A 23,865-nucleotide genomic window follows, 5' to 3' on the forward strand; every position below is an offset into this window, starting at 1 on the left:
GACCTTTACGGCTGCCGGGACTCTGTGTTGGCTCTGACAAAGTGGTGTCCATCACTTCGAAAATGATGGACATCACTTTGATGCCGATCCCTGCAGCCGTCTACGACGGCCGCCGCGAGCCGCTTACTGTTCTACTACCTCTGCCCGCAAAAAAAACGGCGGCGCCGGTTATCAACCCGGCACCGCCGAACATACTGCTTTCGGAGCGTGAAGACTTCGATATGTGCTTAGAAGCGGTGAATGATACCGATCGCGCCCGCCACCTGGCTGCGCGACGAAGACGGCGCGCTGTTCTGGCCATCGCCGATGTCGGCAGTCGCGTTGATGATGTTGCCCGCGCCGTTCGTGCCAAGCGTCTGACCGCCTGCGCGCTGGTACGCCTCGACGAAGTACAGACCCGTGCGCTTCGACAGCGTGTAGTACTGCGACAGGTTGTACTGTGCGTACGAAGCCGAGCTCTGGATGCCGTTGGCCTTGGTCGCGCGCGTGTAGGCGAAACCAGCCGCGAGATCGAGCGTGGTGATCGGCTTGTAGTGCAGCACGACGCCGCCCGTGTTCCAGATTTGCGTGTCGTGGAAGGACGAATTCGTGCCCGGAATGTACTGGACGTTCGAGTAAGCCACCGAAATGTCCCACTGCGAGCTGAACTGGTAGCCAGCCGTCACCGCCAGGCGCTGCTGCGACTGTGTCGTCCGGAAGCCGTTCGTGAGAGCCGACACGCCCGGCTCGCCAGCGCTGTTCGCCGTCGAGTTATCACCCCACGCGCCGCCGCCAGGCGTCGAATTGTGGAGGCGTTCGAAGCCTACGGCGATGCCTGCCGGACCGTGCAGATATTGCGCGGCAAGGCTCCACGTCTGGCCTGCGCCGGTGCTGCCCGCCACGCCGCCCAGTGCATACATGCCGCTCACGGTCAGGCCCGCGATGTTCGGCGACGTATAGACCATCGAATTGTTGATGCGATAGATGGTGTCCATCGAATCGATATCGCCCGGGTGCGCGCCGTATGCGCCGGTCAGCCACGTGGTCGGGCTGTACGGCGAGAGCAGCGTGTAGTACGGGGCGTACTGGCGGCCGGCCGTCAGCGTGCCGTAGTTCGCGTTCGTGACACCCACCAACGCCTGGCGGCTGAACATCAGGTTCGTGGTCTGCTGTGCGCCCGTTGCCGAATTGAAGCCTTCTTCGAGGGTGAAGATCGCGCGCGTGCCGCCGCCCAGATCTTCGCCGCCCTTCAAGCCGAAGCGCGACCCGGCCCAGATGCCCTGCGCCATCTTGACGACCGAACGTCCGCCAGAAGTCTTGCCCAGCGAGGTGGAACTGCTTTGATAACCAATACCGTTATCGACGATACCGTACAGCGTGACGCTGCTTTGCGCGTGAGCGCCCAGCGCGGCGAGTCCAAGCGCGGAAGCGAGGATAGTTTTTTTCATCAGTCGTCCTATCTTTAGTCGTTGTGGTTTGCTACTCGTTAAAACCCTGGTTGCTACATTGCCTCCTGCCCGGCAGGGAGCGCAGCGCCCCTGAAGCGCTCCCTGGCGACGTGTCTCCTTAGTGAATCTCGGGCTCGCCGCCCGCGCTGGCGCACGAGCCGCCCGCGCCGTCACGCTGCATGAAGTCGAACTCGCAGCCGTTGTTGGCCTGCATGACGTGCATCTGGTACATCGCGCCGTAGCCGCGCTTGAAGCGCGCTTCCGGTGCGACCCACGCGGCCTTGCGGCGCGCCATTTCCTCGTCCGGAATCAGCACGTTCAGGCGCCGCTCCGGCACGTTCAGCTCGATCAGGTCGCCGTCCTGCACGAGCGCGAGCGGACCGCCGATGAACGATTCCGGCGCCACGTGCAACACGCACGCGCCATAGCTCGTGCCGCTCATGCGAGCGTCGGAAATACGCAACATGTCGCGCACGCCCTTCTGCAGAATCTTCTGCGGAATCGGTAGCTGGCCCCACTCGGGCATGCCGGGCGCGCCGACCGGTCCCGCGTGCTGGAGCACGATCACGCTGTTCTCGTCGCAGTCGAGGTCTTCGCTGTCGATGCGCGCAGCCATGTCGTTGTAGTCCTTGAACACCACGGCCTTGCCCGTGTGCACGTGCAGGTGCTTTTCCGCCGCGCCCGGCTTGATCACGGCGCCGTCCGGCGCGAGATTGCCGCGCAGCACGGCGAGGCCCGTATCCGGCATGAGCGGCTTCGCGCGGCGATAGATCACCTCTTCGCTGTAGATCTCGGCGTCGGCGATGTTCTCGCCGAGCGTCTTGCCGTTCACGGTCATCTGCGTGCCGTCGATCAGCTCGCCGAGTTCCTTGAGCATCGCGCGCAGGCCGCCGGCGTAGTAGAAGTCCTCCATGAGGTACTTGCCGGTCGGGCGGATATTCGCGAGCACCGGCGTGCGGCGCGCGATTTCATCGTACTGTGCGAGCGTGAGATCGACACCGGCGCGGCGCGCCAGCGCGATCATGTGGACGATCGCGTTGGTCGAGCCCGACAGCGCGAGACACGTGGTCACGGCGTTGTCGACCGACTTGCGCGTGATGATGTCCGACGGCTTCAGGTCTTCCCACACCATCTCGACGATGCGCATGCCCGTCTTCGCCGACATCTGCGCATGGCGCGAGTCCGGCGCGGGAATCGAGGCGAAGCCCGGCAGCGTGAAGCCCAGCGCTTCCGCGGCACTCGTCATCGTCGATGCCGTGCCCATCGTCATGCAGTGGCCCGGCGAGCGTGCGATGCCGCCCTCCACGCCCTTCCAGTCCTCGTCGGTAATCTTGCCCGCGCGCAGGTCGGCCCAGTACTTCCAGGTGTCCGAGCCCGAACCGAGCGTCACGCCGTTCCAGTTGCCGTTGAGCATCGGGCCCGCCGGCAGGAAGATGGTCGGCAGGTCCATCGAGATCGCGCCCATCAGCAGCGCCGGCGTGGTCTTGTCGCAGCCGCCCATCAGCACGACGCCGTCGGCCGGGTACGAACGGATCGTCTCTTCCGCTTCCATGGCGAGGAAGTTGCGATAGAGCATCGTGGTGGGCTTCTGGAACGGCTCGGAAAGCGTCTGCACCGGCAACTCGATCGGGAAACCACCCGCCTGCCAGATGCCGCGCTTGACCTCTTCCACGCGCTGCTTGAAGTGCGTATGGCAGGGGTTGATCTCGCTCCACGTATTGAGGATGGCGATCACCGGTTTGCCCGCGTACTCCTCGCGGCTGTACCCCATCTGCGCGGAGCGCGAGCGATGGCCGAACGACCGCAGGTCGTTCACGCCATACCAGCGGTGGCTGCGCAGTTCTTCGGGGGTCTTTCGCTTCTTGCTCATCTTGCGTTGCTCCAGGTGTTTCCAGTAAAGCCGCCGGCTTCGCGCTAGCGTTGTTCCTTCACGCGCGACACGAGCTGTGTCGGGCTGACGAATTGCAGGGCGACCAGCACCCACGCAAGCGTGATGGCCATGTAGATCATGGCCATCGCGTCGATGGATTGCGGCGCACGCACGCCCGTCGAGAAGACGGCGTAGTACAGCGCAACCACCAGCGTTTGCGTGTCGGGTCCGGCGGTAAAGAAAGTGAGTTCGAACATGCCGATCGTGCGCACCAGCACGAGCAGCCCGGCCGCCAGCATCCCCGGCACGAGGAGCGGCAGCAATACATAGCGGAAATAGCGCAGCGTGTTCGCGCCGAAAATGCGCGCGGCAGACTCGAGGTTCGGATCGATCTGCTCGATGAACGGCGTCATCACGAGGATCACGAACGGCAGTGCGGGCACCAGGTTCGCGAGGATCACGCCAGGCAGCGTGCCCGCGAGGCCGATCTGGTACATGGCAGTGGCCATCGGAATACCGTACGTGACGGGCGGCACCATGAGCGGCAGCAGGAACACGAGCATGGCAATGCGCTTGCCTGGGAACTGCGCGCGCGCCAGCGCATAGGCGGCAGGCACGCCCAGCGCGATGGAGAGCAGCACGACCGAGCCGACCACTTCGAACGTCACCCACAGCACGCTCGACAACTGGAAGTCGCGCCACGCCTGCGCATACCAGTGCAGCGTGAAGCCTTGCGGCAGCGGCGTGCCGAACCAGCGCGTGGCGATGGAGTTCACGCCCACGGTAGCGATCAGCAGCACCACGTTGAGCAGGAAGAACGCCACGCCGCCCCAGACGAACACTTTCCAGAGCACATCGGGCAGGCGCGAAGCGGGCCTGGCCTGCTCGACGTTGGCGGCGGGTGCGGAACGTTGCTCGCTCGTCGTCGCTTCCGTGCCGAGGCCGGCCGCGTTGCGTTGATGTGCGGTCATCAACCTTTCCCTCCGCTCACCGGGCCCGAGTAGAAGAAGCGCTTGGCGCTCAACATCGCGGCCACGACGATCAACTGCACGAAGCCCATCACGATGGCGATGGTCGAGGCGAGCGAGTAGTCATAGCTCTCGAACGCCGCCTCCGCTGCCGCAATGGAGATCACGCGCGTGGGACCCGCGGGCGCGCCGAGCAGCACGGCGGAAGGGAACACCGAATACGCCTGCACGAACGACAGGCACGCGGCCATCGTGAGACCGGGCGCGAGCAGCGGCAGATAGATTTGCCGGAACTGCTGCCACGGGCCTGCACCAAGCGTGGCCGCCGCACGCGCGAGCGTCGGGTCGATGCCGGTCACGTACGAGAGCGTGAGCAGAAACGCGAACGGGAAACCCGAAACGATCAACGAGATCAGCACGCCCCAATAGTTGTGCGTGAGCCGGATCTCTTCGTTCGTATACAGATGCAGTGCGTGCAGAGCCTGCGGGAACCAGCCGTTCGGGCCGAAGTAGCTGAGCATGCCGTCGGCGATCAGCACCGTGCCGAGCGTGACGGGGATGACGAGCAGCGTGGTCACGAGCTTCTGGTACGGCGACTTGCGGCGCAGCGCGAAGGCCACCGGCAGCGAGAGCCCGACGTTGACGATGGTCGCGGGCACCGCCAGCTTGAGCGTGACGAACACCGTGGGCCACAGCGAAAGGTCGTGAACGAACTGCAGGTAATTCGCGAACACGCCGCCGCCGTTCATCGGCCTGAACGACAGCACGAGGCCGTAGGCGAACGGGTAGAGGAACATCGCGATGATGAAGCCGAGCGCGGGCGTGATGAGCCAGCCGCGCGAATCGCGCGGCGCCTTGACCAGCGACGGAATGAGCGTGCTCATGACGCACGCTCCGCGTAGGCCAGCACGTGCGAAGGCGCGACGCGCAGCGTGGCGCGCTCGCCCGCTGCGAATTCGCCTTCCACGCGCGCCCACAGCTTGCCGAACGGCGCGTTGGCGAGCAGCAGCGAATCGCGGCCGCCGTATTCGACCATTTCCACTTCGACGTCGAAGGCGTTCGCATCGCCCGCGTTGGCGCGCTCGAAATCTTCGGGGCGCATGGCTACGGAAATTTCGTTGCCGCCGTTGTTGGCAGCAATATCGCCCATCGGCACGCCAGTGAGCGTGATGCCCGACGCCGACATCGCAACATGCCCGCCCTGCTCGCCCGTAATGGCGAACGGCAGCACGTTGCGAAAGCCCATGAAGCGCGCAACGTGCAGATTCGAGGGGCGGCTATACACTTCCTTCGGCGTCGCGACCTGCTGCACGACGCCCTCTCTCATCACGACGATGCGGTCCGCCATCGAAAGCGCTTCGTCCTGATCGTGGGTCACGTAAATCGTGGCGCGTTCGAGCTGCCCGTGAATGCGGCGGATTTCCGCGCGCATTTCGATGCGCAGCTTGGTGTCGAGGTTCGAGAGCGGCTCGTCCATCAGCACGAGCGGCGGCTCGATGACGATGGCGCGGGCAATCGCCACGCGCTGCTGCTGGCCGCCCGAAAGCTGGCCCGGCAGCTTGTTTTCATGGCCGACGAGCTGCACGAGCTGCAGCGCCTCGCGCGCGCGGCGCTTCGCCTCTTCGCGCGGCACGCCCTGCATTTTCAGGCCGAAGCCGACGTTTTCCAGCACCGTCATATGCGGGAACAACGCGTAATTCTGGAACACCATGCCGAAGCCGCGCTTCTCGGGCGGCAGCACGTCGATGCGCAGGTCGTCCAGCCAGATGCTGCCGCTCGTGAGCGGTTGCAGACCGGCGATGCAATTGAGCGCGGTGGATTTCCCGCAGCCCGAAGGCCCGAGCAGCGCGATGAACTCGCCGCGGCAAATCTCGAGGTCGAGGCCGCGCAGCGCGGCGAGCTGCGTCCCCTCTGCGCTGGTGAAGCTACGGCACACCGAATCGAGACGCAGACGATCGAAAGAATGCTTCATGACACGTTCCTGACCAACATCATCAACTACGTACGAATGAAACGCGGACGGCGCTCAAACCGAATGGGGTACGCAAGCACCGTCCGTCCATTGCTGATTCTTCCTCTCGTTACTGCGACTTCTGCGAACCGACTTCGCGGTCCCATTTCTGGAACGCCGCGACCATCGCCTGGGCCGAAAGCGGCTGGACATGCGGATAGGCCGCGAGCCACTTCGCGTACTCGGGACGGCCGTACTTCGCGATCACGTCCTGGCTTTCCTTCGGCGCCATCTGCAGCGTGACATCCTTCACTGCCGGGCCCGGATAGAAGTAGCCGTCGTCATAGGTCATGGCCTGCTGCTGCGGCTCGAGCATGAAGTTCATGAGCTTGAGCAGCACCGCGAGCTTCTCTTTCGAAACGCCCTTCGGCACGACCATGTAGTGGGCGTCGTTCACCCACGTCATGTTGTTGAATGCCTGCACCTTGAAGTCGGCCGGCACGATGCCGAGCGCGCGCGGGTTGATGTCCCAGCCCGTCACGGTCACCGTCATGTCGCGCGTGCCTTCGCCCAGCTCCTTCATCACCGCCGAGGTGCCGCCCGGGTAGTACGGCACGCACGAGTTCAGCTCCTTCAGGTACGCCCAGGTCTTGTCCCAGCCGTTGATCGGGTCTTGCGGGTTCTTGTCGCCGAGCAGGTACGGCAGGCCCATCAGGAACGTGCGGCCCGGACCCGAGTTGGCCGGACGTGCATAGATCAGCTTGCCGGGATTCGCCTTGCACCACGCCAGCAGTTCCTGCGGCGTTTGCGGCGGCCTGGCGACCTTGGCCGGGTTGTATTCGATCAGCGGACCGGCCGGCATGTACGACACTTCGAGGCCGTAGCCTTGCGCCAGGTCCTGCATCTTGCGCGGACCCGGCGCGTACTTGTCGAGCACGCCCGGCAGCGCGGCCTGCTGGTCGGGCAGCAGCTTCATCCACAGATTCTGTTCGATGCCGGCGGCGAGCGCGTCGGTGCCTGTCAGCACGAGATCGATGTCGGCGCGGCCGGCGGCCTGCATGGCCTTGATCTTGCCAGGCAACTGCGGTGCGGGCGCGTTGGTGTAAGTGATGTTGGAGACGAGATTCGGGTTTTTCGCCTTGAACGCTTCGGAGGCCTTCTGCGTGAGCTGCAGGTTGCCGGCCACGTCGACTATGTTCAGGGAAACGGGATCGGCCTTTGCCGCGCTCATGCCGAGCGCCGCGGCGGCCGCCACACACACGGCCAGCACGCTGGCCTTCAAGCGTCCATCGAACATCGCATCTCCTCACATCTGTTTATGGAATTTGTTCTACGCGACCCGTTGATTCTTGAATTTTCAAAGCCGGACACAGGATGCCGAACCACGCATCAAGTTGTCAAGCAACGTCAGGCTCTTTGTGAGGCTACTGTGGGCCTCTTGTCGGAATCCGCCTGGAGAAAGCGCCTGCAAGGCTTCTGCAGGCGCTTTCCCGACCGCTTTCGCGGGATTACTGCTTCACCAGTTCCCCGTCGCGCAAACGCCACAGCGCGAGCGGATTGTCGTTCTGCAGTGTGACCGGCAAAAGTTCGGCCGGCAGGTCCTGGTAGCAGACCGGACGCAGGAAGCGCTCGATCGCCATCGCGCCCACCGAAGTCGAGCGCGCGTCCGAGGTGGCCGGGAACGGGCCGCCGTGAACCATCGCATACGAGACTTCGACGCCCGTCGGGAAGCCGTTCGCGAGAATGCGGCCGGCCTTGCGCTCGAGAATCGGCAGCAGGCGCGCGGCGATCGCGTAGTCGTCGCGGTCGATGTGCAGCGTCGCCGTGAGCTGGCCTTCGAGGTGCTCCGCCACGCGCGCGAGTTCGGCTTCGTCGCGGCACGCCACGACAACCGAAGTCGGCCCGAAGATCTCGTCCGACAACGCGTGCTGGGCGAGGAACTGCTCGGCGCTCGCCTTGAAGAGGACCGGCAGCGCGTCGCAATGCGCGTCCGTCTTCGTGCCTTCGGCCAGATTCTCGATGCCCGGCAGCTGCTTGCGCGCCGCTACCGCTTCGCCATACGTCGAGGCGATGCCGGCCGTCAGCATGCTTTGCGAGGGCTTCTGCGTGAGCGCGGCGCTCGCCGCCTTCACGAAGCGGTCGAGTTCCGGCGAGTCGATCGCGAGCACGAGGCCCGGGTTCGTGCAGAACTGGCCCACGCCCAGCGTGAGCGAATCGACAAAGCCTTGCGCGAGCGCGTCGCTGCGTGCGGCCAGCGCCGCGGGCAGCACGAACATCGGGTTGATGCTGCTCATTTCGGCGTAGACCGGAATCGGCTCGGGGCGCGCGGCCGCGATGTGCGAAAGCGCGAGACCGCCGCGGCGCGAACCCGTGAAGCCCACGGCCTTGATGGCCGGGTGCGCCACGAGCGTTTCGCCCGCTTCGTTGCCGCCGCCGAAGACGAGCGAGAACACGCCTTCGGGCAGGCCGACGTCAGCCACGGCCTGCTGGATCGCGCGGCCCACGAGTTCCGAGGTGCCCGGATGCGCCAGGTGCGCCTTCACGACGACCGGGCAGCCGGCGGCCAGCGCCGAAGCCGTATCGCCGCCCGCCACCGAAAACGCCAGCGGGAAGTTGCTCGCGCCGAACACGGCCACCGGGCCGAGCGGGACGCGATGCGCGCGCAGGTCCGAGCGCGGCAGCGGCTTGCGCTCGGGCAGCGCCGAGTCGAGCACGGCGCCGCACCAGCGGCCGTCGCGCACGAGCGATGCGAAAAGACGCAGCTGGCCGACCGTGCGGCCGCGCTCACCTTCGAGGCGCGCCTTGGGCAGCGCCGATTCGAGATGCGCGCGCTCGATCAGCGCGTCGCCGATACCGAGAATGCGTTCGGCGATCGCTTCGAGCAGGCGCGCACGCGTTTCGTGCGGCGCGGCGCGGAAGGCGTCGAACGCCTGCGCCGCGAGTTCACAGGCGCGCGCGACTTCGGCCTTGCCGCCGAGGCCGAACGACGGCTCGATCTCCTTGCCGAGCGCGGGCGCGAAGGCGCGCATCTCGCCCGCCTCGCCGCGCACCGCTTGCGCGCCGAGCAGCATGGCTCCAGTAATCTGCATGTTCGCTCCGTTCAATTGCTATCTGCAGGTTTACGCGTTAGCGGTCTGGGCCGAGGCGGCCAGCTTCTGCTCGAACGCGAGCAGCGCCTTGGCCGCGTCGCCGATCGCCGGCAGCGCCTCAGCGGGCGACTGCGAGAGCAGCGGCAGGATCGGACCCATGTCGGCAATGCCCGAGAGCGTCACGGCGTCATGCAGCACGCGGATGAGCGAGATGTTGTCGCGCAGCGTTTCGAGCGGCATGAAGGCATCGTAGAGGCGCTGGGCTTCTTCCGCACGGCCCTCCTTCGCGGCCTTCAGGAGCGCCATGATGGCGCTCGAAGCGATACAGCCCGAGCCTGTGGTCCAGGCAGCCAGACCGAAGTCGCGCACGTGGACCAGCGCCGGACGCTCGCCCATGCCCGAGACGACCTTCGAGGCCGGCACGCGTTCCAGCAGGCGGCGCAGATACGGATCGTTCGCCGGGTCCTTGCGCACGATGGCGTACTTCACCGCAATGAGCGTGCCGCGGTCGATCAGGCGCACGAGCGTGTCGACGTCGACATAGTCTTCGCTCTTGATATAGAGCGTGAGCGGAATGCCGGCGGTGTCGGCGATACGCGCGAGACCGGCTTCGACGCCTGCGGGCGTGGTGAAGCCGGAGAGCGGCAGCACCATGGCCGTCTTGTATTGCGTTTGCGCGAGGATGCGCGCCTGGTCGAGCATCTTGCCGTAGTCGGGACCGATGGCCGGGATCACGCGCGTTTCGGGCGCGGTCAGGTCGGCGAGCATGTCAAGCAACTCACGGAATTCGCTCACGGCGACGTGGTACAGGTTCGCATTGCCGCCGTACAGCAGCGTGCGGATACCGCCTGCTTCCATATGGCGGATCAGCTTGCGGTTCTGTTCGACGTCGAGGGAGAAGTCGGGGCGGCGTGCGAGCGGCGGCACTGCCATCACAGTCGAGGCGAATTCGCTCTCGACAATCGGGGACACGTTCATGAGGCCTCGTGCTTGGGATGGAGGGTTGTCAATACCGTGCACAGTAGCACCGGCCCACCGTAGTTGTCAAACAACTTGTTCCATTTGTTAGGGTTTGTTCGGAGGGTATGACAACCGCGGTCCGCCCGCCCTTGCGCGCCCGGCACCGGCCCCGTAAAGGAATATTGTAGAATCGCGCTCCAATCGTGGAACCGGTTCCATTTACCATCTCCGTTCCGTTCCGTGCCGCTGCGGCGGATGTCACGCGCAGCGCACAGGATGGCTACGCGGACACGGCCGAACCACACCGCGCCGAACTCATACAGAATCCCACAATGTCTGAATCTCCTCTCACGACACGCCGCGGGTTCCTGCGCACGGCAGCGGTGCTCGTGCCCGCCGGCGCGCTGGCGGGCTGCGAGGGCGGCAAGCAGCCGTCAAGCGAAACCACTGCGGCCGGCAGCGCCGCCTCTGCGCCCAACGCCAGGCCAGAAGCCGCGCAGGCCGTCGCCTACAAGCCGCGCTTCTTCGACGCGCGCGAGTGGGCCTTCGTCGAAGCCGCCACCGACCGTCTGATTCCCGCCGATTCCGAAGGCCCCGGCGCGCTGGAAACCGGCGTGCCCGAATTCATCGACCGGCAGATGGACACGCCCTACGCCCACGGCGCGCTCTGGTACATGCAGGGGCCGTTCCAGCAAGGCGTGCCCGAACTCGGCTATCAGTTGAAGCTCGTGCCGCGCGACATCTACCGGCTCGGCATCAAGGCCGTGAACGCGTACTGCACGAAGGCCTACGGCAAGGACTTCGACGCGCTCGACGCCAGCACGCGCGACAGCGTGCTGGCCGCGCTCGAAGCGGGCAAGGTCGAACTGGACGGCGTGCCGGCCTCCGTGTTCTTCGGCCAGTTGCTGCAGAACACGCGCGAAGGCTACTTCTGCGACCCGATCCACGGCGGCAACCGCAACATGGCCGCGTGGAAGATGATCGGCTTCCCCGGCGCCCGCGCCGACTTCATGGATTTCGTGAACCAGAACGGCAAGCCCTATCCGTACGGCCCGGTCTCGATCAACGGGGAGCGTACGTAAATGGCAATCAAGAAACCTCACGTCGATGCCGTCGTGGTCGGCTTCGGCTGGACCGGCGCGATCCTCTCGAAGGAACTGACCGAAGCGGGTCTGAAGGTGGTGGCGCTCGAGCGCGGCGAGTATCGCGACACCTACCCGGACGGCGCGTACCCCAACACCATCGACGAGCTCACGTACAACATCCGCAAGAAGCTCTTTCTCGACCTTTCGAAGACCACTGTCTCGATCCGCCACGGCGTGAACGACACGGCCCTGCCCTACCGCCAGCTCGCCGCGTTTCTGCCCGGTGAAGGCGTAGGCGGCGCGGGCCTGCACTGGTCGGGCGTGCATTTCCGCATCACGCCCGAAGAGCTGCGCCTGAAGAGCCACTACGAAGAGCGCTACGGCAAGAAGTTCATCCCCGCAGGCATGACGATCCAGGACTACGGCGTCACCTACGACGAACTGGAGCCGCACTTCGACTTCGCGGAGAAGGTGTTCGGCACCTCGGGCCAGGCGTACAAGGTGAAGGGCAACGTGGTCGGCGACGGCAATGTGTTCGAAGCCGCGCGCAGCGACAATTTCCCGTTGCCCGCGCAACTGAATACTTATTCGGCGCAGCGCTTCTTCGACGCGTCGAAGTCTCTCGGCCTGCATCCCTACCGCCTGCCTTCGGCGAACACGTCGGGGCCCTACACGAACCCCTACGGCGTGCAGATGGGCCCGTGCAACTTCTGCGGATTTTGCAGCGGTTACGCGTGCTACATGTACTCGAAGGCTTCGCCGAATCTCAACATCCTGCCCGCGCTGAAGCAGGAAAAGCACTTCGAACTGCGCTCGAAATGCCACGTGCTGCGCGTCGAACTCGACGACACCAAAAAGCGCGCCACGGGCGTGACGTATATCGATCCGGCAGGCCAGGAAGTGTTCCAGCCTGCGGACCTCGTGATCGTCTCGGCGTTCCAGTATCACAACGTGCACCTGCTGCTGCTCTCGGGCATCGGCAAGCCCTATGACCCGGTGTCGGGCGAAGGCGTGGTGGGCCGCAACTTCGCGTACCAGAACCTCTCGACCATCACGGCGTTCTTCGACAAGGACACGTGGACGAATCCGTTCATCGGCGCGGGCGGCAACGGCGTGGCCGTGGACGACTTCAACGCCGACAACTTCGACCACGGGCCGCTCGGGTTCGTGGGCGGCTCGCCGCTCTGGGTGAACCAGGCGGGGGTGAAGCCGATCAGCGGCATCGCCACGCCCGCGGGCACGCCGAACTGGGGCGCCGGGTGGAAGAAGGCCGTGAAGGACCACTACGCGCACACCATTTCGATGGACGCGCACGGCTCCAACATGTCGTACCGCGACGTGTACCTCGACCTCGATCCGACCTATCGCGATTCGTACGGCCAGCCGCTCCTGCGCATGACCTTCGACTGGAAGGACAACGACATCAAGATGGCGCAGTACGTGACGGGCCAGATGCAGAAGATCGCCGAGGCGATGGGCCCGAAGGCCATCAACGTCTACACGCGCGAATTCGGCGTGCACTTCGACTCGCGCCGCTATCAGACCACTCACCTCGTGGGCGGTGCCGTGATGGGCACCGATCCGAACACCAGTGTCATCAACCGCTATCTGCAGAGCTGGGATGTGCCCAATGTGTTCGTGATGGGCGCCTCCGCGTTCCCGCAGGGGATCGGGTACAACCCGACCGGCCTCGTCGCCGCCCTCGCCTACTGGAGTGCGAAAGCCATTCGCAACCAGTATCTGAAGAACCCCGGCCCCCTGGTGAGCGTGTGAGGAGCCGCATGAAGAAGAATATTTTTTTGATGTGCGCGAACGTTGCGCGCGCAACTTTTACGTATGCGGCTTTCATGGCATTTTCGGCGCACGCGGCTGAGCAACCGAACGCCGCGCTCGTCGCGCATGGCGAATACCTCGCCCGCGCCGGCGACTGCATTGCCTGCCACACGACACTGGGCGGCAAGCCCTTCGCGGGCGGCCTGAAGTTCGACACGCCGATCGGCGCGATCTACTCGACCAACATTACGCCCGACGCCCGGAGCGGCATCGGCAAGTGGAGCTACGACGACTTCGCCAGGGCGGTGCGCCAGGGCGTGCGACCGAATGGCGAAACGCTCTACCCCGCGATGCCCTATCCCTCGTACGCGCGGCTCTCCGATGACGACATGAAGGCGCTCTACGCGTACTTCATGCATGGCGTCGGGCCCGTGCAGGCGCAGAACCGCGCCGTTGACATTCCATGGCCGCTCTCGATGCGCTGGCCGCTCGGCGCCTGGCGCGTGCTGTTCGCGCCGAAGGTGCAGGCGTTCGACGGCTCGCATTACAACGATGCGATCGTCGCGCGCGGCGCGTATCTCGTGCAGGGCCTCGGCCACTGCGGCGCGTGCCACACGCCGCGCGCACGCACGATGCAGGAACTCGCGCTCACCGACCTCGAAGGCGACGACTTCCTCGCAGGCGGCGGCCCGATCGACGGCTGGGTCCCCTCCAGTCTGCGCGGCAACCCGCGCACGGGCCTCGGCAACTGGAGCGAGGACGACATCGTGCAGTTCCTCAAGTCGGGCCGCAATCTGCATACGGCCGCCTTCGGCGGCATGACCGACGTGGTTCAGCACAGCATGCAGCACATGAACGACGCGGACCTGCTCGCCATCGCGCGCTACCTCAAGACGCTGCCCTCCAGCGACCCGAAGGAAACCGCGTACGCCTACGATCCCGTGGCCGCGCACAAGCTGCAAAACGGCGACGCGAGCGCACGCGGCGCAGCCGTCTATCGCGACAACTGCATGGCCTGCCACCGCAGCGACGGACGCGGCTACACGCGCGTCTTCCCGGCGCTCGGCGGCAACCCGGTCGTGCAGGGCAAGGACCCCACTTCGCTGATTCACGTGCTGCTAGCAGGCAGCGCGCTCGAAGGCACGCAATCCGCGCCGTCGTCGTTCACGATGCCGCCGTTCGGCTGGCGTCTGTCCGACCAGGAAGTGGCCGACGTGTCCACCTTCGTGCGTGCGAGCTGGGGCAACACTGGCGCGCCAGTGAGCGCCGCAGACGTCGCGAAGGTCCGCAAGACCATCACCGTGAGCACGCCGGGGCTGCCGCCTGGCGCAACGCTCAAGCGCTAACGCGCCCCGCGCAGCACTTTTCCCTCCCCGCGTTTCATGCCTGCGGTCTCGTTCGCGAGACCGCAGGCGTGTGCGCGCAAAACCAGAAATCGCTCAACAGGCGATCTTTAGACGTTGATACAACAAATGATGAGAAAACACCTGCTCGCCGCACCAGTCCTGTTCTCGCTCGCCGGCATCGCATCGGCGCAAGGCTCGGTCACGCTGTATGGCATTGCCGACGCCGGCATCACGTATCGCAGCAACGAGCGCACCGGCACCACCGGCGCTTACACGGGCCATTCGAACGTGGGCCTCTCCACCGGCAACCTCTCGGGCAGCCGCTGGGGCATCAAGGGCAAGGAAGACCTGGGCAACGGGCTCGCGGCCATCTTCCTGCTCGAAGACGGCTTCGACATCACGAACGGCACCTCGGGCCAGAGCGGGCGCCTGTTCGGCCGTCAGGCCTTCGTGGGCCTCTCGGACCAGCGTTACGGCGCGCTCACCATGGGCCGCCAGTACACCTCGCTCGACGACTTCGTCGGGCCGGTCGCGCCCGTGAACTTCATCGGCGGCTTCGGCGCGCATCCGGGCGACATCGACGACCTCGACCAGACCACGCGCGTGGACAACTCGATCAAGTACACGAGCGCGAACTACGGGGGCTTCACATTCGGCGCGCTGTACGGTTTCGGCGGCCAGGCGGGCAGCATGAAGCGCAAGAACACCTGGAGCGTGGGCGCGGGCTATACGAACGGCCCGCTGCGCATGGGCGTGGGGTATGAGCGCTCGGACAACAGCAAGACCGGCCTCGACGATCCCACCTACGGCAAGTGGCAAGGCACGTACGACGGCACGTTCAACTCGTCGATCAACGAAGGCTATGCGAGCGCGCAATCGCAACAGGTGGTGGCCGCGGGCGCGACGTGGGACTTCGGTCCCGCCGTGGTCGGCGTGAACTACAGCAACGTGCAATATCGCTCGGGCGCGAATTCGCTGTTCGCTGGCAATGCGATCTTCAATATCGCGGGCATCTTCACGCAGTGGAACGTGCAGCCGCGCACGCATCTGTTCGCGGGCTACAGCTATACGCGCGGCAGCGCCGTGGAAGGCGTGGATCAAGATGCGCAGTACCACAACGTTTCAGTGGGTGCGACTTACGATCTCTCGACGCGCTCGACGGTGTACCTGCTGGCGGGCTACCAGCATGCATCGGGCATGACGCTCGACGCCGCCGGCAATCCGGTCGCGGCAACCGCTTCGGTGTCCGACAAGGGCAACGGCCACTCGTCGGCCACGCAGTCGCAAGCCATCGTGAGCGTGGGCTTGCGTCAGAAGTTCTAGGCAAGGCAAACGCCTGATTCGTTGCTTACACAACGAAATCGCGGGTGCTCACGCCATGAGCACCCGCTTGCTTTATTCAGCCGCGCCGCCGCTCAGTGCAGCACCTCGGGCCGGTCCAGCAGACCGTAAAACTCGTCGATCGTCACGGTCGGTGCGAACTGCGAGAGTGTGGCGACGATCACGTCGTCGGTAATCGCCGATCCTGCCGCCGATTCGAGCTGAACCCCGGCCGCGGCGGCCTGGCTCTCGGCCAGCTCGAGGGCGATCGACAGGATGAAGCGTGCGTCGGTTTGGGTGAGTAGGGCTTTCATGCCCGCTCTAACGGCGCGCGCACGGGGAATCTTTAGGGTTTTGTGGGGTTTCGTGAGGGTTGGTAAGCGTTGCGCGCGACCCTATGCTCAACGCGTGCGCGCCACGAACTGCCCGGGACTCGTGCCCGTCAATCGTCGGAACATTGCGATGAAAGCCGACGACGTGGCGTACCCCAGATCCAGCGCCACGGCCTCGACGCTGCGCCCCGCATGCAGCATCGGCAGCGCGTTGACGAGGCGGATGCGCTGGCGCCATTCCGTCAACGACATGCCCAGCTCGTTTTGCGCGCGGCGCATGAGCGTGCGCTCGCTCATGTGAAATGCATCGGCAAGCTCCGCAAGCGAGCGATTGTCGGCGGGATTCTGGCGCAGCACCTGGAGGATCGCATTGAGATCGGCGTCTTCGGTGTGCGGCACGAAGCTGCCCGTGGTCGCGCAGGTCGACAGCTGATCCACGAGCACGCGCAACAGACGCGCGCGCTGCGCTTCGCCCTCCTCCTGGGCCGGCGTCACGCGCAGATGCTCGAGAATCGCGCGCACGAGCGGCGACACCATCACCGCGCAGCTCGTTGCCGGCATGCGCGTGCACAGGTCGCGGCTGATGTAGACCGAGCAATGCACGGTCTCCTGCTCGTTGAAGCCCACGTGCTCGGTGCCCGGCGCGATCCAGAGCCCGAGATGCGGCGGCGTGATGTAGTGCTCGTCCCCCGCCTTCACTTCGGTCGTGCCGCTGAACGCGTAGACGAACTCGCCCCACGGGTGGCACATCTGCGGATAGGTGGCGTGCGAAGGCATGTGCTCCATGCGGAAAAACACGGGCGTGGGCAGCACGTCGGTGAAGGGCGGCAGGCGCAGATAGCGCGCCGGGCGAGCACGGACAGGTGTTTTGGGCATGGCGGTCTGGGGCTATCGATTGTCAGTTTTGCGCTATATGCGCGCATCCCGTCGCATCAATACTACGCCCACTGCCACCAAACTTCAGCCGAATCCTTCAAATCAGTGAGCCCGCAATGAGAAAGCAAGTCGACGCAACGGCCGTGGCCATCATGCTGGCGCTCTGCCTCGCATGGGGTCTGCAACAGGTCGCGATCAAGGCGGTGGCCGGGGACATCCCGCCCATGCTGCAGATCGGGCTGCGTTCGGGCGTGGCGGCGGCACTTGTGTGGCTCTTCAACCGGCTCGTTTCGCGCGAGCGCTGGCTGCCGGGCGTGGCGCGCGGCGCGGGGCTCGTCACGGGCGGCCTGTTCGCGCTCGAATTCGTGTTTGTCGCCATGGGCCTGCGCTGGACCAACGCCTCGCACATGGCCGTGTTTCTCTATACCGCGCCGATGTTCGCGGCCATCGGGCTGCATCTGCGCCTGCCCGACGAACGCCTCGCGCGGCTGCAATGGGGCGGCATTGCGATCGCCTTCACGGGCATCGCCATCACGTTCCTCGGCCCCGCGCTGCTGGGCGCCGACATACCGGGCTCGCCGTTGTGGCTGCTCGGCGACTTCATGGGCCTTTGCGCGGGCGCGGCATGGGGGCTCACCACCGTTGTCGTGCGGACGAGCCGCCTGAGCGAGGCGCCCGCCACGCAAACGCTCTTTTACCAACTGGCGGGCGCTTTCGTCGTGCTGGTGCCGTTCGCGTTCCTGACCGGCCAGGCGCACTTTCACGGCACGCCGCTCGCGCTGGCCTCCCTCGCATTCCAGACCCTGCTTGTTTCGTTCGTGAGCTATCTCGTGTGGTTCTGGTTGCTGCGCCGCTATCTGGCCGCGCGCCTCGGCATCCTGTCGTTCATGACGCCGCTGTTCGGTGTGGCGTTCGGCGTCGCGCTGCTGCGCGAGCGCGTGGAGCCCGCGTTCCTGATTGGCTCGGCGCTCGTGCTGCTCGGCCTGCTGGTGGTGAACGCGCAAAGCTGGGTCCGCCAGGCTTTCGGCCGCCGCGCCGCCAACGCGAACGGCGCTCGGGTTTCCTGATTCGATCTCCCTCCGCGTGTTTGCGGTCCTGCGCGGCTAGGCCACCGCATCACCACGTTTGCCTACCGGCAGTTCGCGCACGACCACATACTCGGGATCGCGCTGCTGGCGCGCGAAAATCGCAAGAATCTCGCACCACGCGGGCCACAATCCCGCATAAGGCTTCGGCATTTGCGAGGCCACGGCGTTATGAAAACCGGGCAGCGCATGAAACGGCACGCTCGGAAACATGTGATGCTCGATGTGATAGTTCATGTTCCAGTAGAGAAAGCGCACCACGGGATTGAGCATCACCGTACGGCTCGACACGCGGTGATCGAGCACATTCTCCTTGAGCCCCGTGTGCTGCGTGAGCGCGCAGAGTTCGTGCAGCCAGGTGCCATAGGCGCGCGAGACGAACAGGAACAGGATCGGCAGCCAGCTATGCGCGACGATCGCCCAGGCGAACACGGCCACGTAGCACGCGAGCAGCACGCGTGAATTCGCGCACATCTTGCGGTACTCGGCCTCCGGCACCACCTCCTTCGCGCCCTGCGTGACGATGCCGAAACTGTGCAGCACGATCGCGCCAAGAAACTGGATGCCATGCGAAATGCGCAAGAAGTCCGTCACGAGCTTCACGTAGCTGAGCGGCCGCTTGAACGCCAGTTCGGGATCCTTATATGGCTCGGCGGTCAGATGCGTGAAGGTGTGGTGCCGCGCATGCAGCCAGCGGCTGTACACCTGCTCGCGCCACGACATGAAGCAGATGATCCAGTAAGCGGCTTCGTTCATCCAGCGCGTCTTGAACGCGGTCCCGTGCCCGAGTTCGTGCGCCGCGGCCTCGCTGAACGCGAACACCGTGCCGTACAGCAAGAAGGCCGGAATCGCCCACGCCGTGCCGAGCGAGTGCCACGCGAGCACGCCGGTCGCCGCGACGAGCGCGAGGAAACCGCCCACCTGAAGCAGCCCGCGCGCGTCGGTGCGAGTGGAGAACGCCTTGAGGCGCTTGCGGTCGATTTCGACCCGGTACCACGCATTCATGTCGATGTTCATTGGCCGTGCTCCGCGCGAGAGGGTCTCTTCCATGCCTGCCTTCACCGGTACGAACCCGCGTACTTCTGCACGGGCGCGAGGTTGTCGCGCGTGACGAAGCTCGGGCCGGAACTCACCGTCGAACCGGTATAAACGGGCTTGAGGTCGTACTTCGCGAGACGCGCCGCGACTTTCCTCTCGTCCTTGAGCGCGGCGACGATATGGGCCGCGTCATGGGTCTTGTCGCGCACCGCGATCGCCATGGCCGCCACCGAGAGGTAGCCCTGAAGACAGGGCTGCTGATCAATGGCGAACTGGATCTGCCCGGCCTGAATCGCCTTGAGGATGTCCGGCGAAAGATCGAACGTCGCGACATAGAGCTTGCCGGCCTTGCCCGCGTCGTTCACGCCGCGCAGCACGCCCATGGCCTGATCGGGGCCGAGCGCGAGAATCGCCTGGGTGTTGGGATGCGAACGCAGAAAGGCGGCCACCTTGCTTTCGATGACGGTCGGGTCTTCGCCGCTATCCAGCGTGGACTTCTTGTAGTCGGCGCCGATGGCGTCCGCAAAGCCCTTGCAGCGGTCCCACAGCGCCTGGATGTCCGCGCCGTGATTCACGCAGAGAAAGTCGTGAATGCCGGCCGCTTTCGCACGCTCGCCCGCGGCCTTGCCGGCTTCGTATTCGGGCTGACCGATGTGCAGGATCGCGCCGAGCTTCATGCCCGCCTCCGGGCCGCCATTGATCGTGATGAGCGGAATGTGCTTGGCTTTCACGCCTGCCAGCCCCGTCTGGATCATCTCCAGATTCGGCACGGTGGTGATGACGCCCGCGTAATTGCGCGCCGAGGCCTGCTCGAGAATGCGCACCATGTCGCCGGTGTCGCCCGTGGGCGGATTGCGGTAATCGACGGGCACGCCGAAATCTTCGCTCGCATCGCGCATGCCGTTTTTCACGGTGTTCCACCACACGTTCGAATCCGAGCCATGGCTCACCATCACGAAGCGCTCTTCGGCGCGCGCCGTATGCACCACGAATCCGCTACTGAGCGCCACTGCCGCGAGCGCGGCCGCGCACACGCGGCCCACGCGAAATCTCGTCATGTTCATGGGGATGTCTCCAGTTTTGTAGTGTCGATGCCCGTGCAGGACGCTTAGAATGTAGTTGAATGAATTTCCGCTCTCAAACGGATTCTTGAGGAGAAATCCTCAAAACGAATCCTCTAATGAAAAGCACGGAAAGCACGCATGAGCACGAGACGCAAACCCACGATGGAAGACGTCGCGAAGGCCTCGGGCGTGAGCTATTCCACGGTCGAGCGTGTGTTGAACGGGCGAGGCGGCGTGGCGCGCGACAAGGAAGCGCGCGTACTCGAATGGGCGCGCAAGCTCAAGATGGATCGGGCGCTCGACGAAGTGTCCGTGCGCTGGCTGCGCATCGCCATCGTCACGCAGAAGCCCGATTCGCCCTACTACATCGCCTTGCGTCACGGCTTCGAACTGGCGCAGAAGTCATTCGAAACCTACCGCGTGATGTGTCAGCTCACGTTCTTCGACGACCTCGAACCGAAGTCGCTCGCGCGCGTAATCGAGCGCGCCGCGCAGAAAGCGGACGCCATGATCGTCGTGGCGTACGAGCATCCCGTGGTGGTGGACGCGCTCTCGCGCGTGGCGCGCAAGATGCCGCTCGTCACGATTGCGAGCGATCTGCCCGACACGGGCCGCCTCGCTTACGTCGGTATCGACAACCGCTGCGCGGGGCGCACGGCGGGCGAACTGATGGGCCGCTTTCTGGGCGATGCGGGCGGCCAGGTCATGGTCATCGCGGGCCTGCGCACCTACCTCGGCCACGAGGAGCGCGACGGCGCATTCCGCTCGGTGCTGCGCAGCCGCTTTCCGGCCTGCGAAGTCGTGGCCACGGTGGAAAGCCGCGAAGACGCCGCCTCGACCGAACGCCTCACGCGCGACGCCTTTAAAAAGTACCCGGCATTACGCGGCATCTACAACCTTTCGGTGGGCGACGAAGGCATTGTGCGCGCGCTGAAGGCGCTCAAGCGTGAGCACGCAACCGTCCTGATCGGCCACGAACTCACCGCGATCAGCCGCTCGCTGCTCGCCGAAGGCGTGATGGACGCCGTGCTGGACCAAAGCCCATTCGTCGAAGCCGTGCGCGCCGTGGAGGTGATCCTCGCCCACTACAACCGCGGCGCAGCCGCGAGCCTGCCGTTGCAAACGCCGATGTCGATTTATCTGCAGGCGAATTTGCCGCCAGCGTGATGGCGTCTCGCCGCACGCCTGCGCTTTCTGAGGTAAAGTCGCTCGGGTTCCGACCCACAGCGATTCCAGCACCCGATGCGAACCCTCTCCACTTTCACGCCCGTGGCGCTCGAACACGCGAGCCGCCTCATCAATCACGGCCCCACGGTGCTCGTCACCAGCAGCGACGGCGAGCGCCGCAACATCATGGCGGCCGCGTGGTCGATGCCCGTGGAATTCACGCCGCCGTGCATCGCCATCGTGATCGACAAGCGAACGTTCACGCGCGAACTCATCGACGCGAGCGGCACGTTCGGCGTGATCATTCCGGGCGCCGCCGCAATCGATCTGACCTACGCCGTGGGCAACGTGAGCGGCCGCGAGACCGACAAGTTCCAGCGCTTCGAGATCGCCGCCATTACGGGCCCGACGCTCGGCTTGCCCCTGCTCGAAGCAGGTTGCTCCGCGTGGATGGAATGCCGCCTGATTCCCGAACGGCACACCGAAGACGCCTACGATACGTGCTTCGCCGAAGTGATCGCCGCCGCGGCCGACCCGCGCGCCTTCCGCAATGGCCACTGGGAACTCGACAGCAGCAACGCAGATCTGCACACGATTCACCATCTGGGCGCCGGCAATTTCGTGCGCGCCAGCGACACGATCAAGGCGCGCGAACTCGCGTAAGCGCGCCGACGCGATCAGGCCGCTATGATCGCGTGTGGCGTGAAGTCGCCACGAATATTTCGCATTGCATATATTTGAAAACATCCAGCAGCGCGTTTTCAAACGGCCAGGAGCCACGCATGAGCGATCTCGATACGCCGGCCTCATTTGGCAGCCCCAAGGCGGCCGCGCAAGCCGGACGACTCGGTTACCTGCCCGTAGCGCTGTTCGGCTCGGTCATGGGGCTTGCCGGGCTCTCGTCGGCGTGGCGGCTTGCGCACCGCATGTACGGCATGCCGCTGTGGATCGCCCAGTTGATCGGCGTGCTCGCCGTGCTGGCGTTCCTGATGATCGGTTTCGGCTACGCCGTGAAATGGGTCACCGGACCCGATGCCGTGAAAGCCGAATTCAATCATCCCATCGCGGGCAATCTCTTCGGGACCCTGTTCATCAGCCTGCTTCTGCTGCCCATCCCGCTTGCCGACGTGAGCGTGCCGTTCGCGCGCGCGATGTGGATCGTCGGCACGATCGGCATGATCGTGTTTGCGTGGTTCGTCATCATGCGCTGGCTCAGTCAGCGTCAGCAGCCGTCCCACGCCACGCCCGCGTGGATCGTGCCCGTCGTCGGGCTCATCGACATCCCGCTCGCCACGCCCGCCATCCAGATCACGGGCATAGATGGCGTCCTGATGCTCGCGCTCGCCGTGGGGCTCTTTTTCGCCGTGCCGCTCTTCACGCTGATTTTTTCGCGTCTCATGTTCGAGGAGCCCATGGCCAACAATCTGCAGCCGACGCTCCTCATTCTGCTCGCGCCGTTCGCCGTGGGCTTCTCGGCCTATGTGACCGTGACGGGCGAAGTGGACCGCTTCGCCGACGCGCTCTACATGCTCACGCTGTTCCTGCTCACGGTGCTCGTCGGCCGGTTGCGCTATCTCGCGATCACCTGCCCTTTCCGGCTCTCGTGGTGGGCCGTGAGCTTTCCGCTCGCGGGCTCGGTGAGTTGCGCCGAGCGTTACGCCGATCATGCGCCGGGCCCCGTCACGCATGGCATCGCGATCTTTCTGCTCGCGACGGTCACGCCGCTGCTGCTCCTGCTGGCCGCCCGCACGTTGTGGGGCGTGCTGCGAGGAGAACTGGAAGCGCTGGCCCACTAGCAACCCGAACACAACGGCGCGCTTGAATTTTATAGACGATCGGTCTAATATCGGCGAGATGGAACCGACCATCGCCAAACCGCGCCGCGGCAGACCGCCGAAAGACCCGCGCGCGCACGCCGACACACGCGAAACACTGCTTCGCGCCGGCATGGAAATGCTGACCGAACAGAGCTTCGCGGCCACGGGGCTGGATGCCCTGCTCAAGCGGGTGAACATTCCCAAGGGCTCGTTCTATCACTACTTCGACAGCAAGGAAGCCTTCGGGCGCGAGTTGATGACCGCGTACGACGCATACTTCTGTGCGAAGCTCGACCGTTGGCTGCAGGACGACACGCGCCCTGCCCTGGAGCGGCTCGGCGCCTTCGTCGACGACGCCAGCAAAGGCATGGCCCGCCACCGCTATACACGCGGCTGCCTCGTAGGCAACCTCGGCGTAGAAGTGGACATCCTGCCCGACGACTTCCGCGACACGCTCGAACGCATTCTGCAGGGCTGGCAAGCGCGCATCGTGGCCTGCCTGCACGAGGCCCAGCGCGAAGGCGTACTCGCAAAGCGGATCGACCTTGCGTCGCTGGCCGCTTTCTTCTGGATAGGCTGGGAAGGCGCCGTGCTGCGCGCCAGACTCGTGCGCAGCGCGGCTCCACTCGATACATTTTTTAGAGGTTTCATCGCGGGGTTGCCGCGCGCGTGAGCCCGTGGCAACGCCAGCCGTTTA

Annotated in this window: 21 protein-coding genes; 9 read left to right on the forward strand and 12 right to left on the reverse strand. The window is 65.1% G+C overall.

Features of this window, described 5'->3' with window-relative positions; genetic code table 11:
* Positions 1-227: 227 nt before the first annotated feature.
* From AB4Y40_RS36475 to AB4Y40_RS36510, 8 genes are all read right to left on the reverse strand, one after another.
* Positions 228-1,427, reverse strand: a complete 1,200-nt coding sequence (locus AB4Y40_RS36475) for a porin (protein WP_368691991.1) — start codon at positions 1,425-1,427, stop codon at positions 228-230.
* A 118-nt stretch (positions 1,428-1,545) separates the two neighbouring features.
* Entirely contained in the window at positions 1,546-3,297 is a 1,752-nt protein-coding gene (araD, locus tag AB4Y40_RS36480) for an L-arabinonate dehydratase (protein ID WP_368691992.1), read from the reverse strand.
* Positions 3,298-3,341: 44 nt separating this feature from the next.
* Positions 3,342-4,268 carry an ABC transporter permease gene (locus AB4Y40_RS36485; RefSeq protein WP_368691993.1) on the reverse strand — a complete coding sequence of 309 codons (927 nt, stop codon included), beginning with the start codon at positions 4,266-4,268 and terminating at the stop codon, positions 3,342-3,344.
* On the reverse strand, positions 4,268-5,149 hold the full coding sequence (locus AB4Y40_RS36490; protein WP_368691994.1) for an ABC transporter permease: 882 nt from the start codon (positions 5,147-5,149) through the stop codon (positions 4,268-4,270). The genes AB4Y40_RS36485 and AB4Y40_RS36490 overlap by 1 nt, the downstream gene beginning before the upstream one ends.
* Positions 5,146-6,237 carry an ABC transporter ATP-binding protein gene (locus AB4Y40_RS36495; protein ID WP_368691995.1) on the reverse strand — a complete coding sequence of 364 codons (1,092 nt, stop codon included), beginning with the start codon at positions 6,235-6,237 and terminating at the stop codon, positions 5,146-5,148. Before AB4Y40_RS36495 ends, AB4Y40_RS36490 begins: the two co-directional genes overlap by 4 nt.
* Positions 6,238-6,346: 109 nt before the next feature.
* A complete protein-coding gene (locus tag AB4Y40_RS36500) occupies positions 6,347-7,447 on the reverse strand; it encodes an ABC transporter substrate-binding protein (RefSeq protein WP_368692062.1) in 1,101 nt (366 codons plus the stop codon).
* A gap of 277 nt (positions 7,448-7,724) precedes the next feature.
* Entirely contained in the window at positions 7,725-9,305 is a 1,581-nt protein-coding gene (locus AB4Y40_RS36505) for an aldehyde dehydrogenase (NADP(+)) (RefSeq protein WP_368691996.1), read from the reverse strand.
* 30 nt (positions 9,306-9,335) lie between these two features.
* Positions 9,336-10,283, reverse strand: a complete 948-nt coding sequence (locus AB4Y40_RS36510) for a dihydrodipicolinate synthase family protein (protein ID WP_368691997.1) — start codon at positions 10,281-10,283, stop codon at positions 9,336-9,338.
* Positions 10,284-10,597: 314 nt separating this feature from the next.
* On the opposite strand from AB4Y40_RS36510, the gene AB4Y40_RS36515 reads away from it, so the two are divergent.
* The 4 genes from AB4Y40_RS36515 (at position 10,598) to AB4Y40_RS36530 (ending at position 15,792) form a co-directional block, all read left to right on the forward strand.
* Positions 10,598-11,347 (forward strand): gluconate 2-dehydrogenase subunit 3 family protein, encoded by a 750-nt coding sequence (locus AB4Y40_RS36515; RefSeq protein ID WP_368691998.1) that lies wholly within the window; start codon positions 10,598-10,600, stop codon positions 11,345-11,347.
* Entirely contained in the window at positions 11,348-13,123 is a 1,776-nt protein-coding gene (locus AB4Y40_RS36520) for a GMC family oxidoreductase (RefSeq protein WP_368691999.1), read from the forward strand.
* Between the two features lie 74 nt (positions 13,124-13,197).
* Complete coding sequence (locus AB4Y40_RS36525) at positions 13,198-14,469, forward strand: c-type cytochrome (protein ID WP_368692063.1); 1,272 nt, start codon at positions 13,198-13,200, stop codon at positions 14,467-14,469.
* Positions 14,470-14,598: 129 nt separating this feature from the next.
* Complete coding sequence (locus tag AB4Y40_RS36530; protein ID WP_368692064.1) at positions 14,599-15,792, forward strand: porin; 1,194 nt, start codon at positions 14,599-14,601, stop codon at positions 15,790-15,792.
* 92 nt (positions 15,793-15,884) lie between these two features.
* Here the strand turns inward: AB4Y40_RS36530 and AB4Y40_RS36535 are convergent, their stop codons facing one another.
* Positions 15,885-16,103, reverse strand: a complete 219-nt coding sequence (locus AB4Y40_RS36535; RefSeq protein ID WP_028207581.1) for a hypothetical protein — start codon at positions 16,101-16,103, stop codon at positions 15,885-15,887.
* 87 nt (positions 16,104-16,190) lie between these two features.
* Positions 16,191-16,997, reverse strand: a complete 807-nt coding sequence (locus AB4Y40_RS36540; RefSeq protein ID WP_368692000.1) for a helix-turn-helix domain-containing protein — start codon at positions 16,995-16,997, stop codon at positions 16,191-16,193.
* 116 nt (positions 16,998-17,113) lie between these two features.
* On the opposite strand from AB4Y40_RS36540, the gene AB4Y40_RS36545 reads away from it, so the two are divergent.
* Entirely contained in the window at positions 17,114-18,064 is a 951-nt protein-coding gene (locus tag AB4Y40_RS36545; protein WP_368692001.1) for a DMT family transporter, read from the forward strand.
* 36 nt (positions 18,065-18,100) lie between these two features.
* On the opposite strand, the gene AB4Y40_RS36550 is transcribed toward AB4Y40_RS36545, so the two are convergent.
* Together AB4Y40_RS36550 and AB4Y40_RS36555 are read right to left on the reverse strand one after the other, a co-directional pair.
* The gene (locus AB4Y40_RS36550; RefSeq protein WP_368692002.1) at positions 18,101-19,099 is read right to left on the reverse strand and encodes a fatty acid desaturase; all 999 of its coding nucleotides are present in this window, start codon (positions 19,097-19,099) and stop codon (positions 18,101-18,103) included.
* Between the two features lie 41 nt (positions 19,100-19,140).
* Complete coding sequence (locus AB4Y40_RS36555; RefSeq protein WP_368692003.1) at positions 19,141-20,184, reverse strand: sugar ABC transporter substrate-binding protein; 1,044 nt, start codon at positions 20,182-20,184, stop codon at positions 19,141-19,143.
* A gap of 138 nt (positions 20,185-20,322) precedes the next feature.
* Between AB4Y40_RS36555 and AB4Y40_RS36560 the strand changes: the two genes are divergently transcribed.
* The 4 genes from AB4Y40_RS36560 to AB4Y40_RS36575 all read left to right on the forward strand — a co-directional run bounded on the left by AB4Y40_RS36560 (position 20,323) and on the right by AB4Y40_RS36575 (position 23,841).
* The gene (locus tag AB4Y40_RS36560) at positions 20,323-21,351 is read left to right on the forward strand and encodes a LacI family DNA-binding transcriptional regulator (protein ID WP_368692004.1); all 1,029 of its coding nucleotides are present in this window, start codon (positions 20,323-20,325) and stop codon (positions 21,349-21,351) included.
* A 75-nt stretch (positions 21,352-21,426) separates the two neighbouring features.
* Positions 21,427-22,014 carry a flavin reductase family protein gene (locus AB4Y40_RS36565; protein ID WP_368692005.1) on the forward strand — a complete coding sequence of 196 codons (588 nt, stop codon included), beginning with the start codon at positions 21,427-21,429 and terminating at the stop codon, positions 22,012-22,014.
* Positions 22,015-22,133: 119 nt separating this feature from the next.
* Entirely contained in the window at positions 22,134-23,147 is a 1,014-nt protein-coding gene (locus tag AB4Y40_RS36570; protein ID WP_368692006.1) for an SLAC1 anion channel family protein, read from the forward strand.
* Between the two features lie 58 nt (positions 23,148-23,205).
* Positions 23,206-23,841, forward strand: coding sequence for a TetR family transcriptional regulator C-terminal domain-containing protein (locus AB4Y40_RS36575; protein WP_368692007.1), 636 nt, complete (start codon positions 23,206-23,208; stop codon positions 23,839-23,841).
* Positions 23,842-23,865: the final 24 nt, after the last annotated feature.

Origin of the sequence: Paraburkholderia sp. EG287B (assembly GCF_040965595.1) — a bacterium.
Taxonomy (GTDB): domain Bacteria; phylum Pseudomonadota; class Gammaproteobacteria; order Burkholderiales; family Burkholderiaceae; genus Paraburkholderia.

Coding starts and splice junctions, on each gene's coding strand:
- AB4Y40_RS36475 (WP_368691991.1), bottom strand. CDS start 1,427: ATGAAAAAAACTATCCTCGCTTCCGCGCTTGGACTCGCCGCGCTGGGC.
- araD (WP_368691992.1), bottom strand. CDS start 3,297: ATGAGCAAGAAGCGAAAGACCCCCGAAGAACTGCGCAGCCACCGCTGG.
- AB4Y40_RS36485 (WP_368691993.1), bottom strand. CDS start 4,268: ATGACCGCACATCAACGCAACGCGGCCGGCCTCGGCACGGAAGCGACG.
- AB4Y40_RS36490 (WP_368691994.1), bottom strand. CDS start 5,149: ATGAGCACGCTCATTCCGTCGCTGGTCAAGGCGCCGCGCGATTCGCGC.
- AB4Y40_RS36495 (WP_368691995.1), bottom strand. CDS start 6,237: ATGAAGCATTCTTTCGATCGTCTGCGTCTCGATTCGGTGTGCCGTAGC.
- AB4Y40_RS36500 (WP_368692062.1), bottom strand. CDS start 7,447: ATGAGCGCGGCAAAGGCCGATCCCGTTTCCCTGAACATAGTCGACGTG.
- AB4Y40_RS36505 (WP_368691996.1), bottom strand. CDS start 9,305: ATGCAGATTACTGGAGCCATGCTGCTCGGCGCGCAAGCGGTGCGCGGC.
- AB4Y40_RS36510 (WP_368691997.1), bottom strand. CDS start 10,283: ATGAACGTGTCCCCGATTGTCGAGAGCGAATTCGCCTCGACTGTGATG.
- AB4Y40_RS36515 (WP_368691998.1), top strand. CDS start 10,598: ATGTCTGAATCTCCTCTCACGACACGCCGCGGGTTCCTGCGCACGGCA.
- AB4Y40_RS36520 (WP_368691999.1), top strand. CDS start 11,348: ATGGCAATCAAGAAACCTCACGTCGATGCCGTCGTGGTCGGCTTCGGC.
- AB4Y40_RS36525 (WP_368692063.1), top strand. CDS start 13,198: ATGGCATTTTCGGCGCACGCGGCTGAGCAACCGAACGCCGCGCTCGTC.
- AB4Y40_RS36530 (WP_368692064.1), top strand. CDS start 14,599: ATGAGAAAACACCTGCTCGCCGCACCAGTCCTGTTCTCGCTCGCCGGC.
- AB4Y40_RS36535 (WP_028207581.1), bottom strand. CDS start 16,103: ATGAAAGCCCTACTCACCCAAACCGACGCACGCTTCATCCTGTCGATC.
- AB4Y40_RS36540 (WP_368692000.1), bottom strand. CDS start 16,997: ATGCCCAAAACACCTGTCCGTGCTCGCCCGGCGCGCTATCTGCGCCTG.
- AB4Y40_RS36545 (WP_368692001.1), top strand. CDS start 17,114: ATGAGAAAGCAAGTCGACGCAACGGCCGTGGCCATCATGCTGGCGCTC.
- AB4Y40_RS36550 (WP_368692002.1), bottom strand. CDS start 19,099: ATGAACATCGACATGAATGCGTGGTACCGGGTCGAAATCGACCGCAAG.
- AB4Y40_RS36555 (WP_368692003.1), bottom strand. CDS start 20,184: ATGAACATGACGAGATTTCGCGTGGGCCGCGTGTGCGCGGCCGCGCTC.
- AB4Y40_RS36560 (WP_368692004.1), top strand. CDS start 20,323: ATGAGCACGAGACGCAAACCCACGATGGAAGACGTCGCGAAGGCCTCG.
- AB4Y40_RS36565 (WP_368692005.1), top strand. CDS start 21,427: ATGCGAACCCTCTCCACTTTCACGCCCGTGGCGCTCGAACACGCGAGC.
- AB4Y40_RS36570 (WP_368692006.1), top strand. CDS start 22,134: ATGAGCGATCTCGATACGCCGGCCTCATTTGGCAGCCCCAAGGCGGCC.
- AB4Y40_RS36575 (WP_368692007.1), top strand. CDS start 23,206: ATGGAACCGACCATCGCCAAACCGCGCCGCGGCAGACCGCCGAAAGAC.